At 62.4% G+C, this 15,837-nt stretch carries 14 protein-coding genes and 1 pseudogene; 6 read left to right on the top strand and 9 right to left on the bottom strand.

Annotated features, from left to right (window positions below):
- Positions 1–35: 35 nt before the first annotated feature.
- Entirely contained in the window at positions 36–599 is a 564-nt protein-coding gene (locus I6F16_RS28935; RefSeq protein WP_057027835.1) for a chlorite dismutase family protein, read from the bottom strand.
- A gap of 252 nt (positions 600–851) precedes the next feature.
- Between I6F16_RS28935 and dnaG the strand changes: the two genes are divergently transcribed.
- Positions 852–2,849 (top strand): DNA primase, encoded by a 1,998-nt coding sequence (gene dnaG / locus I6F16_RS28930; protein ID WP_225114068.1) that lies wholly within the window; start codon positions 852–854, stop codon positions 2,847–2,849.
- A 375-nt stretch (positions 2,850–3,224) separates the two neighbouring features.
- Positions 3,225–5,360, top strand: coding sequence for an RNA polymerase sigma factor RpoD (rpoD, locus tag I6F16_RS28925; protein ID WP_036009578.1), 2,136 nt, complete (start codon positions 3,225–3,227; stop codon positions 5,358–5,360).
- Between the two features lie 398 nt (positions 5,361–5,758).
- Here the strand turns inward: rpoD and I6F16_RS28920 are convergent, their stop codons facing one another.
- The 4 genes from I6F16_RS28920 to I6F16_RS28905 form a co-directional block, all read right to left on the bottom strand.
- Entirely contained in the window at positions 5,759–6,760 is a 1,002-nt protein-coding gene (locus tag I6F16_RS28920; RefSeq protein WP_225114104.1) for a transporter, read from the bottom strand.
- Between the two features lie 236 nt (positions 6,761–6,996).
- A complete protein-coding gene (locus I6F16_RS28915) occupies positions 6,997–8,427 on the bottom strand; it encodes a DUF1254 domain-containing protein (RefSeq protein WP_225114067.1) in 1,431 nt (476 codons plus the stop codon).
- An 81-nt stretch (positions 8,428–8,508) separates the two neighbouring features.
- Positions 8,509–9,177, bottom strand: a complete 669-nt coding sequence (locus I6F16_RS28910; protein ID WP_225114066.1) for a hypothetical protein — start codon at positions 9,175–9,177, stop codon at positions 8,509–8,511.
- A gap of 145 nt (positions 9,178–9,322) precedes the next feature.
- Entirely contained in the window at positions 9,323–9,706 is a 384-nt protein-coding gene (locus I6F16_RS28905) for an AraC family transcriptional regulator (RefSeq protein ID WP_225114065.1), read from the bottom strand.
- 298 nt (positions 9,707–10,004) lie between these two features.
- Between I6F16_RS28905 and I6F16_RS28900 the strand changes: the two genes are divergently transcribed.
- Together I6F16_RS28900 and I6F16_RS28895 are read left to right on the top strand one after the other, a co-directional pair.
- Positions 10,005–11,006, top strand: a complete 1,002-nt coding sequence (locus tag I6F16_RS28900; RefSeq protein WP_074448034.1) for an AraC family transcriptional regulator — start codon at positions 10,005–10,007, stop codon at positions 11,004–11,006.
- 393 nt (positions 11,007–11,399) lie between these two features.
- Positions 11,400–11,777, top strand: a complete 378-nt coding sequence (locus I6F16_RS28895) for a DCC1-like thiol-disulfide oxidoreductase family protein (RefSeq protein WP_225114064.1) — start codon at positions 11,400–11,402, stop codon at positions 11,775–11,777.
- 18 nt (positions 11,778–11,795) lie between these two features.
- Here the strand turns inward: I6F16_RS28895 and I6F16_RS28890 are convergent, their stop codons facing one another.
- The 3 genes and pseudogenes from I6F16_RS28890 to I6F16_RS28880 all read right to left on the bottom strand — a co-directional run bounded on the left by I6F16_RS28890 (position 11,796) and on the right by I6F16_RS28880 (position 13,399).
- A complete protein-coding gene (locus I6F16_RS28890; RefSeq protein WP_036009587.1) occupies positions 11,796–12,032 on the bottom strand; it encodes a hypothetical protein in 237 nt (78 codons plus the stop codon).
- Between the two features lie 506 nt (positions 12,033–12,538).
- A pseudogene (locus I6F16_RS28885) lies at positions 12,539–12,876 on the bottom strand (hypothetical protein).
- A gap of 16 nt (positions 12,877–12,892) precedes the next feature.
- Entirely contained in the window at positions 12,893–13,399 is a 507-nt protein-coding gene (locus tag I6F16_RS28880) for a hypothetical protein (RefSeq protein WP_225114063.1), read from the bottom strand.
- A 146-nt stretch (positions 13,400–13,545) separates the two neighbouring features.
- Here I6F16_RS28880 and I6F16_RS28875 point away from each other — a divergent pair, with 146 nt between their 5' ends.
- On the top strand, positions 13,546–14,352 hold the full coding sequence (locus I6F16_RS28875; RefSeq protein WP_225114062.1) for a lytic murein transglycosylase: 807 nt from the start codon (positions 13,546–13,548) through the stop codon (positions 14,350–14,352).
- A gap of 146 nt (positions 14,353–14,498) precedes the next feature.
- On the opposite strand, the gene I6F16_RS28870 is transcribed toward I6F16_RS28875, so the two are convergent.
- Positions 14,499–15,335, bottom strand: coding sequence for an SDR family NAD(P)-dependent oxidoreductase (locus tag I6F16_RS28870; protein ID WP_225114061.1), 837 nt, complete (start codon positions 15,333–15,335; stop codon positions 14,499–14,501).
- A gap of 121 nt (positions 15,336–15,456) precedes the next feature.
- On the opposite strand from I6F16_RS28870, the gene I6F16_RS28865 reads away from it, so the two are divergent.
- The gene (locus I6F16_RS28865; RefSeq protein WP_225174192.1) at positions 15,457–15,831 is read left to right on the top strand and encodes a response regulator; all 375 of its coding nucleotides are present in this window, start codon (positions 15,457–15,459) and stop codon (positions 15,829–15,831) included.
- Positions 15,832–15,837 lie beyond the last annotated feature (6 nt).

The raw sequence follows: 15,837 nt of genomic DNA, 5'->3' as shown, positions 1-15,837 counted from the left end.
TCGGAAAACCGCTGCGCACTTTTCCGGATCATGCTCTATGCCGACAGCACTTCCTTCACCACGCGCACGTCGACCTCGCGCTCGACATAGCTCCACTCCTCGGTCCGCCGCAGCATCGCCACCAGCTCCTCGAACAGCGAGGCGTGCACGGGGGCGAATTCGAACCAGGTCAGGAAATCGAAGGGGCCGCCGAGGTCGCGGCAATGATAGAGCTGGCGCGCGATCGCGGGCAGAAAACGAAGACTGCTGGCAATGTGGTGCGACTTGTCCTCAAAAATCTTGCGGCGCTCTTCCTGGGTCAGCTCCCACCAGGCCTGCGATTTGCGGATCGGGATCAGTGCCGCGCTGGTGGCCTCCAGCCGGCCGAGGCCGGCCTGCACGGCGACGAGCTGCTGCTTCTCGGCCCGCTCGGTGTAGCGCAGGCTGCTGGCAACGCCGACCAGCCGCCAGGCATTGCGCGAGGGCACCAGCGGCAACGAGACGGCCTCGCTGTCGGTCACCGACAGCGCCGGCACGAAGGGCAGGGACTCGCCAGTCACAGGCGAGAGCGAGGTCACCCGCCAACCCCCGGTCTGGCCGCCCCGAAAGGTCCTGAACATGGCGGTATGGAAGCGTGGAACCGGGCGCGGTTCAAGTGGCTCGTCATTCCGGGGCGCGCGAAGCGCGAGCCCGGAATCCATTTCTCCCAGCATTCCAGTGCTCGATGGATTCCGGGCTCGCCCCTTCGGGGCGCCCCGAATGACGGAGGGCTGTGAACAGCGCGGATAAGCCCGACAAACCTGGCCTTTGACCGGGCCGTCCCTATATCCCTGATCCTTCGCCCGACTCAAACGCTCGGCTAAACTCACCCCATGCGCTTCACGCCCCAGTTCCTCGACGAGCTTCGTGCCCGGCTTTCGGTCTCCGAGGTCGTGGGCAAGCGCGTCAAGCTGAAGAAGGCCGGGCGCGAGTGGAAGGGGCTGTCGCCGTTCCAGCAGGAGAAGACGCCGTCCTTCTACGTCAACGACCAGAAGGGTTTTTATCACGACTTCTCCTCGGGCAAGCACGGCGACATCATCACCTTCGTGATGGAGACCGACGGCCTGCCGTTCGCGGAAGCCGTGGAGCGGCTCGCCAATATGGCGGGCCTGCCGCTGCCGGCGGTGACGCCCAACGCCGCGCGCGAGGAGCAGCGGCGGCGCTCGCTGCATGACGTGATGGATCTCGCGGCGAAATTCTTCGCCGAGACGCTGGCCTCGCGCGTGGGCGCGAAAGCGCGCGGCTATCTCGCCGATCGCGCCATTTCGCCGGCGACGCAATTGCAGTTCCGTCTCGGCTATGCCCCGCCCGATCGCTTCGCGCTGAAGGAGCATCTCGGCAAGCTCGGAATCTCCGTCGAGGACATGATCGAGACCGGTCTGCTGATCGGCGGCGACGACATCCCCGTTCCCTACGATCGCTTCCGCGATCGCGTGATGTTTCCGATCACCGATCTGCGCGGCCGCGTCATCGCCTTCGGCGGGCGCGCGCTGGAGAAGGACGTTCCGGCCAAATACCTGAATTCGCCGGAGACGCCGCTCTTCCACAAGGGCGACAATCTCTACAACCACCAGACCGCGCGCAAAGCCACCCATGACGGCAGCCCGCTGATCGTGGTCGAAGGCTATGTCGACGTCATCGCCATGGTCACCGCGGGCTTTGCCGGCAGCGTCGCGCCGCTCGGCACCGCGCTCACCGACAGCCAGCTCGCGCTGCTCTGGAAGATGGCGGACGAGCCGATCCTCTGCTTCGACGGCGACCGCGCCGGACAGAAGGCGGCCTATCGTGCTGCGGACCTTGCCTTGCCATTCCTCGCGCCCGGCAAGAGTCTTCGCTTCGCGCTGCTGCCGGAAGGGCAGGACCCCGATGATCTCGTGCGCTCGGGCGGGCGCGGCGCGATCGAGGAGGTCATCGGCGCTGCCCGTCCGCTCGCCGACATGATCTGGTCGCGCGAGCTCGAAGGCGGCAATTTCGCCACGCCCGAACGGCGCGCCGCGCTGGAGGCGCGCATCAGGGAGCTCACCAACGGCATCCGCGACGAGGTGGTGCGGCGCTATTATCGCGACGAATTCGTCGAGCGGCTGCAGCGCACCTTCGCGCCCGAAGGCGGGCGCGGCTTTGGCGGCCGGGGCAATTTCCGCCCCGGTGGCGGCCGGCCGTTCCAGCCCCGGGGCGGGGCGAATCGATTCGGCGGACAAGGGTTCGGCGGCCGCCGCGGCGCTCCGGGTCCGACCCCGCTGCCGTCCGGCCCCTACCAGGCGGCGAGCCCGCAGCTGGCGGCAAGCCCGATCCTGCGAGGCCAGCGCAGCGCGATCTCCCGACGGGAAGCCCTGATCCTGCAATGCCTCATCAACCACCCCTGGCTGCTGCATGAGCATTTGGAGGAGGTCGCCGCCCTGGAGCTGGCCCATCCGGAGGCCCATAGGCTCCGGGCCGGCATCATCGCCGCCTTTGCCAACGACCATCACCATTCGCCGGACCCCGGCGAGCAGGCCGAAAAGATGCGCGGCGACCTCGAAAAGGGCGGATTTTCTCAAACTCTTCAAAGGGTTGAGAATGTCATCACGACCCAGGCGGTGTGGGCCGCCCGCGAGGGCGCGGCGAGGGACGACGTTCTTGCCACCTGGCACCAGCTCGTTGCCTTGCATCGGCAATGGCATTCACTACTTAGAGAGCTGAAAGACGCCGAGCTGGCCTTGGGGGAGGATCCCAGCGAGGCCAATTTGGCGTGGCTGCGTGACGTCAAGGCTCGGATAGGTGAAGTCGACGGTACCGAGGCCCTGATCGAGGGTTTTGGCGAGCTGTCGGGCCGGCTCCAGAAGAGCATGTGATGAAAGAAACATGCGGACGGCCACGGCTGGAACCGCTAAAAGACTCGCCAAATCCTAGGTTTGGCGGCAAAAACAGGGTTAATCGAGGCTTAACGGTCTTGTAGCACTTTGGCCCAGAGGCGGCCGCAGGCATAACAGACGCGTCAGGAATGAATCCGCGCAATCGCTGTTGGCACTACACCTGCATCCGCCGCGACAAAGAGGCTGACGAAGCGTTAGGCAATTCCGGCGAGAGAGAGTTGGGGGTGGCGAGAGGTTTGTGCGCCGCCCTTTCCGTGTCGAGAGCTGCCGAAGCGAGAGCGTCGAGCAACAGGTTCATGTGAATTCACGCGAAGGCGCGGCGCGTCTCGCATGAAGCGCGTTTAGGAGCAATGGATGGCCACCAAGGCAAAGACGCTGCAGGCGAAGGACAAGGAAAAAGACGACAAGGCAGCGGATGCGCCGGAGAAGGATTCCCAGGACGCGCCCTCGCCCTTGCTCGACCTGTCCGACGCCGCCGTGAAGAAGATGATCAAGCAGGCCAAGAAGCGCGGCTTCGTGACCTTCGATCAGCTCAACGAAGTCTTGCCGTCCGACCAGACCTCGCCCGAACAGATCGAGGACATCATGTCGATGCTCTCGGACATGGGCATCAACGTCACCGAAGCCGACGACACCGAAGGCGAGGAAGAGAAGGACGAGGGCGACGACGAGACCGATAACGAGCTCGTCGAGGTCACCCAGAAGGCCGTCACCGAGGTCAAGAAGAGCGAGCCGGGCGAGCGCACCGACGATCCCGTGCGCATGTATCTGCGCGAGATGGGCACGGTCGAGCTGCTCTCCCGCGAAGGCGAAATCGCGATCGCCAAGCGCATCGAGGCCGGCCGCGAGGCGATGATCGCAGGTCTCTGCGAAAGCCCGCTGACCTTCCAGGCCATCATCATCTGGCGCGACGAGCTCAACGAAGGCAAGATCTTCCTCCGCGACATCATCGATCTCGAAGCCACCTATGCCGGCCCGGATGCCAAGGGCGGCATGAACGCCGCGATGATCGCAGGACCCAATGGCGAGGGCGGCGAAGCCTCGGCCGAGGGCGGCGAAGCCACCGCGTCCGCCGCTGCGCCCGCGCATGTCGCGCCGCCTGCCGCGCCCCCGTCGCCGACGCCGTTCCGCGCCGCGCCCGCGGCCGCCCCCGAGGGCGAGGAGAAGGATCCGGGCGAGGCCGCCGCCGAGTCCGACATGGACGACGACGAGTTCGAGAACCAGATGTCGCTCGCGGCGATCGAGGCCGAGCTCAAGCCGAAGGTGGTCGAGATCTTCGATCGCATCGCCGACAGCTACAAGAAGCTGCGCAAGCTTCAGGAGCAGGACATCCAGAACCAGCTCCAGAACGAGTCGCTCTCGCCGCACCAGGAGCGCAAGTACAAGAAGCTGAAGGACGAGATCATCGTCGAGGTGAAGTCGCTGCGCCTCAACCAGGCCCGCATCGACAGCCTCGTCGAGCAGCTCTACGACATCAACAAGCGCCTCGTCTCGCATGAGGGCCGCCTGATGCGCCTTGCCGACAGCCACGGCGTCGCGCGCGAGGATTTTCTGCGCAACTATACCGGCTCGGAGCTCGATCCGCGCTGGCTCAACCGCGTCTCGAAGCTCTCGGCCAAGGGCTGGAAGAACTTCGTCCACCACGAGAAGGACCGCATCAAGGACCTCCGCCACGAGGTGCATCAGCTCGCCGCGCTGACCGGCCTCGAGATCGTCGAGTTCCGCAAGATCGTGCACTCCGTGCAGAAGGGCGAGCGCGAGGCACGCCAGGCCAAGAAGGAGATGGTGGAAGCCAACCTCCGCCTCGTGATCTCGATCGCCAAGAAGTACACCAACCGCGGCCTGCAGTTCCTCGACCTGATCCAGGAAGGCAACATCGGCCTGATGAAGGCGGTCGACAAGTTCGAGTACCGCCGCGGCTACAAATTCTCGACCTACGCCACCTGGTGGATCCGGCAGGCGATCACCCGCTCGATCGCCGACCAGGCCCGCACCATCCGCATCCCCGTGCACATGATCGAGACGATCAACAAGATCGTGCGCACCTCCCGCCAGATGCTCAACGAGATCGGCCGCGAGCCGACCCCGGAGGAGCTCGCCGAAAAGCTCGGCATGCCCTTGGAGAAGGTGCGCAAGGTTCTCAAGATCGCCAAGGAGCCGCTCTCGCTGGAGACGCCGGTCGGTGACGAAGAGGATTCGCATCTCGGCGATTTCATCGAGGACAAGAACGCGATCCTGCCCATCGACGCCGCGATCCAGTCCAATCTGCGTGAAACCACCACGCGCGTCCTGGCATCGCTCACCCCGCGCGAAGAGCGCGTGCTCCGCATGCGCTTCGGCATCGGCATGAACACCGACCACACGCTGGAAGAGGTGGGCCAGCAGTTCAGCGTGACGCGCGAGCGTATCCGCCAGATCGAGGCGAAGGCGCTGCGGAAGCTTAAGCATCCGTCGAGGTCGCGGAAGCTGCGGAGCTTTTTGGATAATTGATCCGATTTCAATCAGAACGAAAACGGCGGGCCAACAGCCCGCCGTTTTTCTTTGACCCGGCTCTCGCCCCGTCATTGCGAGGAGCGCTTGCGACGAAGCAATCCACCAGGCGATTGCCCGACCCATGTCCGATTCCATTCCAACAGCAACAAAAGTGCGGACGGTGCCCGACTTCCGAGATGGGCCGAAAGCGGAAGTGCCGGTCCGGGGGGCGACTTTCCTTCTTCAAAGTGCGGGATTTCGATGCAGGTAGATCTTCTCGACTACCTTCACGCCAGCTTTATTCAGCAGGTGGAAGGTTCGAGGCTACGCAGATAACCAGCTCAGTTCGATATGTTCACGTGAGACGTTCGACCGACCCATGGTGTGTCGGCGAGATCGGCTAAGCGGCCACGCTGCTATTTTGTGATCCGCCGGGTTGACGCGACAGTTGTGGTTGGCGCTATCGGCGACATTGAGAACGTCAGCCAAGTGTTCCAGCCAGCCGGCCGATTCTCCGCAGCGAACTCGCCATATCCCTTCAGATTCAAATACCCCTGCATATCGCCTACCGGAAATAGAAAGCCAATCTGCGGACCAACTGCGAAGACTCGGGACCGAAAGCCGCCTAGGGCGGGATGCTGGCCAAAGTCATCAGTTATCTGCTGATAGGCATAACCAACGAGGCCGACGAAAGTTTGCTTTGACAGAAACTGCGAGGCTCCCCAGTCAACGTGAAGATCGATGCCGTTCTGGTACTGCGTATCCGGATTCTTGAAATTGTAGGTGAGGCCCGCCACCGCGGAAAACTCGTGGCCAGTTTGCGGATTGAAGTAGGTGTAGCCGGCGCCGCCGTCGATGGCGCCATGCCCGATGCCGAGATTGGCGAGACGGGACGAACTGTAAGCGCCGACGGGAACATCTCCGGTTACGTAGGTCATGAAGTTATGGACGCCTGCATTCCACTTGAGCGTCGCCTGCGGGTAGAGATCCCCGACTGACGTGATCGAGTCGCCGAAGCTGCCCGTGCGCGTCACGGCCAGGGGGCCGACAGTTGCGGTGAGCGTTCCTGCTAGATCAGCGCTCGATCGTCCGAACAGTCCTGTCACTCCGATGGCCAGTTGCCCGCCCAGCACGGGGGTTGCGAACGTGTATGTAGGATTGAGCAGGACGAGATCCCCCCGCCCATTCAGACGCAAGTTCAGATCGACGTTTACTGTTGCGGGGATTCTGCCGACGTGAATTTCCCTTGCGGCAGCCGCGGTGCCGAATGCACTTACGCTGGTGTGGTAGTAGACCGCTGCCATTGACCAGCCGGGGGCTTGAGGGGTGGCGGCAAGGCTGCTGAAGCGGCCAGGGAGCCAGTAGGAAACGCCACCTTCGTCGGCGTAAGCCGTGGCAGCAGGCACCGACAGCGTCATGACTGCCGAGGCAATGGCTGCATTCCTGAACGCAGAAGAGAGAGACGGCTTTGTCGCGCTCCGTCCAACGCGCTGTTTTCCTTTTCCAAGGTGAAGTGCCGACATCATGGCCTCCTGCATCGCGAATGCCGTGTCATTCGCCCCAGAAAACCCAAAGCGAGTACAGCGTGCTGTGGGGCATCTGGGAGCGGCCTAGCAATCATGCCGGCGCATGCGCGCCGGCATGATTGCCTGCTCTAGGCTCCAACTTTTCTGGCGGCCGGGACCGTCCATGTGCCGTTGATGATCGAGGGGTCCGTCTCCTGGGGCCAGTACATACGCAACATGAGGATGAAATCTCCCTCAGGCGCAGGTAGCCAGTTCGACTCCTTCTCTTTGCCGGGAGAGTCCTTCTGGATGTACAGATCAGTTGATCCGTCCGGATTCTCCTTCAAGTCTTCCCGAGCGCTGACGGAGTACCTGTTGAGCGGGTTCTTCACGAAGAAATAGCCGCTGTCGTACATCGTAAGCGACCAGAATCCCTCCGCTGGAGGCAAGTGACCTTTCGGAAATCGCATCACGTACTTGTTCGCGCCGCTGTACTTGTGACCGTCGGCGTCTTTTTGCGAAGTCGGATAGACGGCATCCTGCGGCCGGTTGGCACCAAGCCCGATCGCGGTTACCAAAGCCCGCATCAAATAGTCGGTGCCGTAAATGCCGGTCTTGGTCGTGAACGCGAACCCATTCTCGTCTTTGATGGCGTTGTTGATTTTGAACTGAAGCATGATGCGGTCGAACGACACCTCCGGCAGGCGTCTCAGAAAGTCTGCCTTCAGCTTACTCTCATCAAAATCCTGCCCTGGGACGATGCCGATGCGGGCAAACTTCGCAAGTTGAGGCGCGTCCGCGGCGTAGGGCGGATTAGTCTTCATCAGCTCGCAAAGCAGCTTGAAATACGACACCGCGTCCATGCGATTGACCTGCTCGCGGACCGCCGTCTTCATATCGATCGTTGGATCCACCTTCCCGGGGGCGGGCGTGTAAGCTTTGCCATAAGCACTGAGCGGAACGAGCTTGCATTCGTCTTGCAACTTGTGCACCGCAGCGTAATCGTCCGGCGTGCCGGTGCAATAGATGCGCCCGAGCAGCCACACGATATTGGTGGCAGACTTGTACTCCTTGACACCCGCCGGCAGCGTGCCCTTCCAACCCGGCCCCGTGATCGCGTAGGTCTGCGCCCCGGTGCCGGTGGTGCGCTTGCCCGGCACGTGAAACACGGTGGTCCAGCCGTCCAGCATCGGCATCAGGAAATAGCGGCCCTTCATGTCCGGAATGCTGAGTATCCACGGCTCCTTTCCGACGTCGAAGAAGGATGTCGTGTACAAGGTGTCGGCATTCGGTGCCGTCACATCCCTGAAGGAGGCATCGGGATACTGGCGCAGCTTGATGATGTGTCCCATCGGACCGCGCGTGCCGACGGGCTCGGCGACATTCGTGATGATCCGCCGGGTCATCTCCATCGTCACCAGCGGGTAGCCAAAGATGTAGGCGTCGCTGGCCAGCCAGAAATCCTCCAGGCCTTGTCCCACTCCGAAAAATGAATCCTGGGCAAGAGCCGGTCGTGTGGCGGCGGCTCCCGCGAGCAGCCCCATTCCGCCAAATGCAAGGGATCGACGGGTGATGTTCATCGCTAATCTCCTTCCTATAGAAAACCAGTCACGTGGATTCGCAGTTCACGCCTTTGTAACGGAGCCACTCGGGCGAACGGTTCAATAGCAGGGCGGATAGGGGTAGTAGCCGCAGCGCGGTGAGTAATAGGGATACGCCGCAGCCCCGGCCACAGCAGCGGCTCCTGCCACGGCAGCGCCGCGGTAGAACGCTCCGCGCCAGGCGGTGCGGCGAGCGACGCCGGCGAAAGACAACGGCGTCAACGGACGGCCAATGATATCGATAAAGACAGATGCCGGCCCGTCCGCCCCGGCGAGATCACCTTCGAGGAGATCGACGTCGAACGTCAGCTTATCACCCTCAAGCTTGGGGGATTTCAACACGACGACGGCATCCAACACCGACGATCCGTCTTTCTTGAATCCTGACACCGTGGCGTTGGGCGGGTCTTTAGCGAAGTTGTCGCTGCCATTGCCCCAGTCCTCGATAATCCGGGAGGTCAGATCATGCCCGGCGGCACGAACCGGTCGGTCGGCAAACACGATCGCATTCGGAGAAATCGCACTCAGCACCAGCTTACCCTCCTTCAGGCTCACCCCGCGCGAGTTGAGGACAAACAGCGATGGGACCACTTCCGGCTTAGCCTGACCAATCGATTTCTCGAGCGGAATGTGCGGCTTGGGTTCGGCCGGAGATTGAGCAAGAAGCTTGTGCGGAATTGCCACTAAGCCAGCGGCGCAGACCGCGATCAAGGCAACGCGGATTGTCATGATGGTCCTCTCCTTTGCAGGCTAGTCATTTTTCCTCGAACAGCACGTGAGCAATTCGGAAGCGACAAGAGCGTCGCTAGTGGCGGCGGCATCTCTGCATCTCGCGCCAAATCACGCGGCGCGTCTTGCCATTTCGCGCCAATCGTCAGGAATCATCCAACGGGTTGGTGGGATGAGAACGTCGGCGGACGAGCGACCGATCATGCTTGCGGCCGCGTTGCTGCCGCCGATAAACGATGGGTTGAATTTTCATCAAACGCACGAAAGCGCGGCTGAAGCTGCTGGCGTTCGTGTATCCGAGAAATTCTGCAATATCCGACAAGCGCTTACTCGTATCGGCCAGCAGGCGGCACGCAATCTCTAATCGGACTTCGTCGAGGATCTTGCTGTGGCTTGTGCCCATGCGTTCGAGATGACGCTGCAATGTGCGCCCGCTAATTCTGAGCGCATGCGCTGTGCTATCGAGGGTTGCGTCACCGTGCCGCAGCGATGCAACGATGACGGTGCGGACCGCCGTGGATGAAGGCAAGCGGACGGCTCTCATCGTTTGACGTCAGGCCTGAAGCCTATGCTCCTACAGCGGAAAATCGATTCATAGGATTAGGGAAGCTGAGAGGCGCATCTGGCCATTGGGCGCCAAAATGTTCGTCGAATGGAATGAGCTGAGACTGCGATCCTCTGGAGGCATAGCCAGGCGACAAAAAGCACGCAAAGAGCCTTGCAGTCCTGATAATCTAAGCGTGTGACAGGCGTCGGCGCTCCCTGTTTAGGGAGTTGTCGTCCTGCGACGCCGCTCGTGCGCTGAATTAAGTGATCGAGACGCACCAATGCCAAAGATTCATTTGACGCGTTGTCAGCACCTCAGTCCCTTCGCTGACATTCTGGATAATCTCGGCGCGCCAACCGCTTCTTTACTGGAAAAGTATCTGCTGCCCGCTTCTCTGGAGGAAAAAGCCGATCATTACGTCCCGATTTTGCCTGCTATCGAATTTGCGGAGTTTGCCAGCCGGTCGCAAGGTATTGAAGATTTTGGATTCCACGCTGCTAAGTCGCTCAATTTCGGACACCTTAGTGAGAAGACCAGGTATCTAATCAGTCATTCTCCGACTTTGCTCGTCGCGCTGCACCAGGCCTGTAGATTAGCTTCGCTCGAAGATTCAAACTTGAGCAACTGGGTCGAGCGCCACGGCGACCATGTTCGCTATTGCAGCAAGCTAGCCGGCACTGCCGGACTTCAGCATCTCGAGCATTCACAATGGCTTCAGAACGTTTTCCCGATTTACATCGTCCGCCAATTCGCCGGACCGGACTGGGCTCCGGCAACTATCGCCTTTGAGGCGCGGTACACGCCGGGTCCGGCATGTCGGTCTTTCTGGCCGACGTCTCAATTCCTGTCTGGTCAAGAAGCTTCGTGGATCGACGTACCTGTTTCATTGCTGGGCCTTCCTAACAGATTGAAGCAAGCTCCTTCTCATCCGAAGAGCGACTTTGTCGAACATTCGAACTTTGACTTTATCCACGCACTTAAGCTGATGCTGCCATCCTACATGGACGAGCGGCCTCCGGCGCTGGCGGAAGTCGCGGAGATGGCGGGGGTCAGCGCACGCAGCCTTCAACGCAAGCTATCTCGCGCCGGGATGACATATTCGCGGCTGTTGGATACCGTGAGGTTTGAAAATGCCAGAAAGCTTTTGCGAGATACGGATTCCAAGATCATCGAGATTGCGTTTGCTTCGGGCTACGCAGATCCCGCCCATTTTACCCGTGCATTCCGCCGGGTTGCAGGCGTGACGCCCGGGCAATTCCGCGAGCAATGGAGGGCTCGATAGTCGAGTTGTCATTCGCTGCATCATGTCCGCTTCGGGGGCACAATGCGAAGAACTCAAGTTGAGCAAATCAGGTCTGCTCTGCCGCCCATCCCCACAGACGCATCTCTGGATTGCTTCGCTGCGCTCGCAATGACGGGGATAGGGCCGAACCCTGCTTCTTCTTCGCCTCCTTTCAATCCGCTCGATCTCCAGCGCCGACCTCCCACTCTTTTACGCGACTCTCGATCCTGCTCCCAATGAGGTTGCGCGCGGCTCGCCGCCGTCGAGGCTGCCGCGCAATTCGGCGGGCCGAGGTCGGGTCGTCCTTCTTTGTGCCTTTGTATCGGCAGCTTCAGCCGAAGGCGTTTATCTGGCTTTCTCTCGGACTATAATTCCGACGAGAAAGGCTCATTGATGCCACCCCACCTCACCGTCTACTACAACACCCGCTGCCCCGTCTGCGACGCCGGCATTGACTGGCAGCGCAACAAGCTGCTGGCGCTGGTGCGCGCGGGCACCGTCGAGTTCAGGGACATCAACGAGCAGCCTGATGCACTGGCGCACTTTGGCGCTTCGCTCGACGACATCAGGCGGCGCCTACACGCGACGGATGAGGCCGGGCGGCTCGTCGTCGGCGCTGATGTCGCGATTGCGCTGTGGCGGTTGACGCCGGGGCAGGGGTGGCTTGCGGTGCTATCAGGCAATCGCGTGGCGCTGCCGATCACGCGGTTTGCCTATGACCGGTTTGCCGATCTGCTATTTGCCTGGAATAAATGGAGCGGGCGCTGGTGAACGCCCCGCTGTGCCCGCCTACTTCTTCTTCGCTCCCACCCGCTCGATCCGCTTGATCTCCAGCGCCGGGCGGCCGCTCTTTTCCGCGATCTCGCGGTCCTGTTCCATGATGAAGTTGCGGGCGGGTTCGTCGCCGTCGAGGCCGCCGAGCAGTTCGGAAGGGACGCGGCGGTTGGAGCGTTGGGAATCGTCTTCGTAGACGACGTTGAAGAAGGCGAATTCGCCTTTGGGGTTGGTTCCGGGTTTTTTGGCCATGGCGGCTTGTCCTCGATCAGGACGCCGCAGTCAAATGACTTTCGGGATTGTGACCTTCGCGATCGTCGCCACGCCCTTCAATAAACGGCGGGCCGAAGCCCGCCGTTTATCTTTTCAGCGTCGCCCGGGGCTGGCAGGGCGACAACCTAAAATAGAAGGCTATAGAAGGCGCGCCGCGATGGCAAGGTAAATCGTCGCGCGACGATGTCGCAGCAGGCGCGTCAGATATGCAGCTGATGGATATCGCGATTTCCCACAATTTCGAAAATCAGATGCTTTGGATCCTCGAAGTACTTTGTTCATCTTGCTGCGCTCTCGGAAGGCAACGAGAGCGCGCGGGCATCAGCGTATGGAGTCTTGCGATGTTGGCACCATACCACTGTTTTGCCCGACGGTCAACGTTGATTCGGAAAAATCGTAAAGATCACATCAAGACTTCTACTGTGCATGGGGTTGTTTTTGCGGTTTTGTTTCGGCGCCGACGCGCACGCTTCGCGCTGCGCGCCTCAATCTCGCCGGCGGTGCACCACCTCCTGCACGGCGAGCCGCGATCCCCGTCCGCCGCCTTTGTCGCCAGGCTCTTTGCGTCCCTGCGCCATGATCGCGCTGCCCATCGCGGCCGAGCCGAAGGTGATGAGGAAGGAAGCGAGCAGCAGCACGAGCGCAATGCCAGGTGCGCGGTCGGCGAAGATCAATTCGCGCAGACGCCCGGGATTGAGCCAGAGCAGGCCGCCACCAATAGCATTGCGGCGCAGGCGCCGATCGCGAGATTGATGGCGAGCAGGCGAAATAGCGGGATGCGGAGGAGCGAGCGGGTTGATGGAGGCTGCTGGCGATTGGGCATGGCGATGACGTTCCCCTCACGCCGCCGGCGCGGCGCGCGCGGCCTGCTGTCGCTCCATCATGGTCTGCCACAACGTCGCGATGCTCTGTTGCGTCTGCGGCGCGATCAGGCAATGGCCCTCATTGTCGAAGCCGCAGAACCGCACGGAAGCGTCCTTCTTCACCTCGGTTAGCGCCTGGTTGATCATCTCGAGACACGTCACGACCTCGCTGACGTCCGAGAGGCGCGTGTGATGCAGGAGGTCCATCAGGCGGAACGTCATCACCGCGGGGCGGCCGAAGCTGATGCCGGGGCGGCCGAGCTCGAACAGCACGTTCACGGCCGGAAGCACGCCGCGGATGTGCTCGAGCACGCCGGCCATGTCTTCCACGCTGCAGGCGACGAGGTGAGGGACTTGCGGCGGCGCGGCCGCCGGCGTCCGTGGCGCAAGGCCGAGCGCGGCGATCACCTCCTGCTCGATCCATTGCCGCACCGGGGCGGGCGCATTGCGGATCTGCTCGGCGGTCAAAGTAATTCCGGTCATGTGCGGTTCTCCTGCTCGGTCGAGTCTAGAAAGCATGGCGTGAGACGGTTTGATGCGGATCAAGCCTTGTGCTTTGACGCTCACGGCGTTCCCGGGCATGATCCGCGCGCTGCTTCGCACTGGAATTCTCTGGGGGATTGCTCCACATGCCGAGACTGCTTCTCGCTGCCGCCTTCGTCTTGTCTTTGGCCGGCGGATCGGCGCAGGCCGCCCGCTGCGGCGGCGACTTCAACGGCTTCATCGCCAGCATGGCGCAGGAGGCTCAGGCCGCCGGCGTCTCGGCGAGCGTGACCAATGCGGCGCTCGGCGGCGTTGCGCCCGACCCTGCGGTTCTCGCCTTCGACCGGCGCCAGCGCTACACCTTCAACAAGACCTTCGAGCAGTACGTCTCGACCCGGGTCGGCCCCGGCCGCATCAATGGCGGGCGCGCGATGCTGCAGCGGCATGCCGCGCTGCTCTCGCGCGTCGAGCAGAAGTTCGGCGTGCCCCGTTATATCCTGGTCGCGATCTGGGGGCTGGAGAGCGATTTCGGCAAGGGCGACACCGGCAAGCTGCCGGTGGTCCGCACGCTGGCGACGCTCGCGCATGATTGCCGCCGCACCGATCTGTTCCAGGGCGAGCTGCTGGCCGCGCTCAAGATCGTGCAGCGCGGTGACCTGCAGCTGCGCGACATGATCGGCGCCTATGCCGGCGAGATCGGCCAGACCCAGTTCCTGCCATCGTCCTACATCAAGTACGGCGTCGATTTCGACGGCGACGGCCATGTCGACCTCCGCCACAGCATCCCCGACGTGCTCGCCTCGACCGCGAACCTCTTGCACACGAGCGGCTTCAAGATGGGCCAGCCTTATGGCGAGGGAACGCCGAACTTCGAGGCGATGCGCGAGTGGAACAGGGCGGTGGTGTACCGCAAGACCATCGGCTATTTCGCCGATCGGCTGATGGGGCAGTGACCACATCATCGGTGTCATCACCCGCGAAGGCGGGTGATCCAGTATTCCAGAGACGGCGCGGCTAGAGCCGAGAAGCCACGGCGTACTGGATTCCCCGCCTTCGCGGGGAATGACAGCGGTGGGTGTGGAGGCCGTTGCGCTCCTGGCTACTTTTCTATCCCCTTCGCCATCTTCTCCAGCCGCCGCTGCAGCGGCGCCCAATAGGTTCCCGGACGGAAGCGCTGCAGCAGGTCCATGAAGCGGGCGTCGTTGCCGATCAGGATGCGCGGCTCGTTCCGCTCGATGCCCCTGATGATGCGCAGTGCCGCGTCCTTCGGCGAGGTCTTCGCCGCGTTCTCGAACCGCTCGATCGATTGCGCGCGGCGGGCATTGTCGGTGACGCCGACGCCGGTGCGGGCGTTGCGCGCGATCGCGGTGGCGATGCCGCCGGGATGCACGACCGACAGCTTCACCGGGCTGCCCGCGACGCTGAGCTCGTGCCGGACGCTCTCCGAGAAGCCGCGCACCGCGAACTTCGCCGCGGCATAGGCCGATTGGCCCGGCGGGGCGATGATGCCGAAGATCGAGGAGAGGTTGACGATGTGGGCCTCGCTCATCGTCTTCAGGTGCGGCAGGAAGGCGCGTGTGCCGTGCACCACGCCCCAAAAATTGATGTCGAACAGCCAGTCCATCTGGGCCTGGTCGATCTCTTCGAATGTGCCCATCAGCGCAACGCCGGCATTGTTGACGACGATGCCGAGGGAAGGATGCGCGGCGATGGCCTCGCTCGCGAACTGCGCGATGTCGCCGGCCTCGCCGACGTCGACGCGGTGCAGGCTGACCTTGCGCGTTGTTCCGATCTCCGCCGCGAGCGCCTTCAATCCACCCTCGTCGCGATCGGCCAGTGCGAGGTCGCAGCCGCGTTGCGCGAGCTCGATCGCCAGCGCCCGGCCGATGCCGCTCGCGGCTCCCGTGATGGCGGCGGCGCCCCGAATCGTCGTCATGAGTTCCCCCGTCAAGTCCCCGATGATGGAACTATGAATTACTTTTTTTTGAAATGAAACCGAACCCACGTCCGCCTGGGTTTTTAACATCCGTTATGAGGGCATGCATTGGGAGCCGCCGATGGGACAAGCGACGCCATTACGCGCGACAGCGCTGATCGTTGAAGACGACGCCATGCAGCGGGAGATGCTTTGCGTCCTCCTGGAGGAGAGCGGCTACCAGGTCATCCAGTGCGAAAGCGCCGAGGCCGCCGAGCGCGTGCTCGACAAGAACGCCGGCGCGCTCTGTCTGATGCTGACCGACGTCCAGCTGGCCGGCCGCATGAACGGCGTCGAGCTCGCGCATGTCGCCAAGGACCGCAATCCGAAGCTCGACGTCGTCGTCACCTCGTGCCGGCCCTTGAAGCAGGCCCTGCCCGACGGCGCCAAGTTCTGGGCCAAGCCCTGGGCGCCGCTCGACGTGCTGCGCGAGGCCGAGATCGCTCAGCTGTCCTGACGCGCC

This window comes from Bradyrhizobium sp. IC4060 (assembly GCF_020193715.1).
Taxonomy (GTDB): domain Bacteria; phylum Pseudomonadota; class Alphaproteobacteria; order Rhizobiales; family Xanthobacteraceae; genus Bradyrhizobium; species Bradyrhizobium yuanmingense.
This window is presented reverse-complemented; position numbering and strand designations above follow the sequence as displayed.

What these genes read in the sequence shown, in the direction of transcription:
- I6F16_RS28935 (WP_057027835.1), bottom strand. Translation starts at nt 599, where the DNA reads ATGTTCAGGACCTTTCGGGGCGGCCAGACCGGGGGTTGGCGGGTGACC.
- dnaG (WP_225114068.1), top strand. Translation starts at nt 852, where the DNA reads ATGCGCTTCACGCCCCAGTTCCTCGACGAGCTTCGTGCCCGGCTTTCG.
- rpoD (WP_036009578.1), top strand. Translation starts at nt 3,225, where the DNA reads ATGGCCACCAAGGCAAAGACGCTGCAGGCGAAGGACAAGGAAAAAGAC.
- I6F16_RS28920 (WP_225114104.1), bottom strand. Translation starts at nt 6,760, where the DNA reads ATGACGCTGTCGGTGCCTGCTGCCACGGCTTACGCCGACGAAGGTGGC.
- I6F16_RS28915 (WP_225114067.1), bottom strand. Translation starts at nt 8,427, where the DNA reads ATGAACATCACCCGTCGATCCCTTGCATTTGGCGGAATGGGGCTGCTC.
- I6F16_RS28910 (WP_225114066.1), bottom strand. Translation starts at nt 9,177, where the DNA reads ATGACAATCCGCGTTGCCTTGATCGCGGTCTGCGCCGCTGGCTTAGTG.
- I6F16_RS28900 (WP_074448034.1), top strand. Translation starts at nt 10,005, where the DNA reads ATGCCAAAGATTCATTTGACGCGTTGTCAGCACCTCAGTCCCTTCGCT.
- I6F16_RS28895 (WP_225114064.1), top strand. Translation starts at nt 11,400, where the DNA reads ATGCCACCCCACCTCACCGTCTACTACAACACCCGCTGCCCCGTCTGC.
- I6F16_RS28890 (WP_036009587.1), bottom strand. Translation starts at nt 12,032, where the DNA reads ATGGCCAAAAAACCCGGAACCAACCCCAAAGGCGAATTCGCCTTCTTC.
- I6F16_RS28880 (WP_225114063.1), bottom strand. Translation starts at nt 13,399, where the DNA reads ATGACCGGAATTACTTTGACCGCCGAGCAGATCCGCAATGCGCCCGCC.
- I6F16_RS28875 (WP_225114062.1), top strand. Translation starts at nt 13,546, where the DNA reads ATGCCGAGACTGCTTCTCGCTGCCGCCTTCGTCTTGTCTTTGGCCGGC.
- I6F16_RS28870 (WP_225114061.1), bottom strand. Translation starts at nt 15,335, where the DNA reads ATGACGACGATTCGGGGCGCCGCCGCCATCACGGGAGCCGCGAGCGGC.
- I6F16_RS28865 (WP_225174192.1), top strand. Translation starts at nt 15,457, where the DNA reads ATGGGACAAGCGACGCCATTACGCGCGACAGCGCTGATCGTTGAAGAC.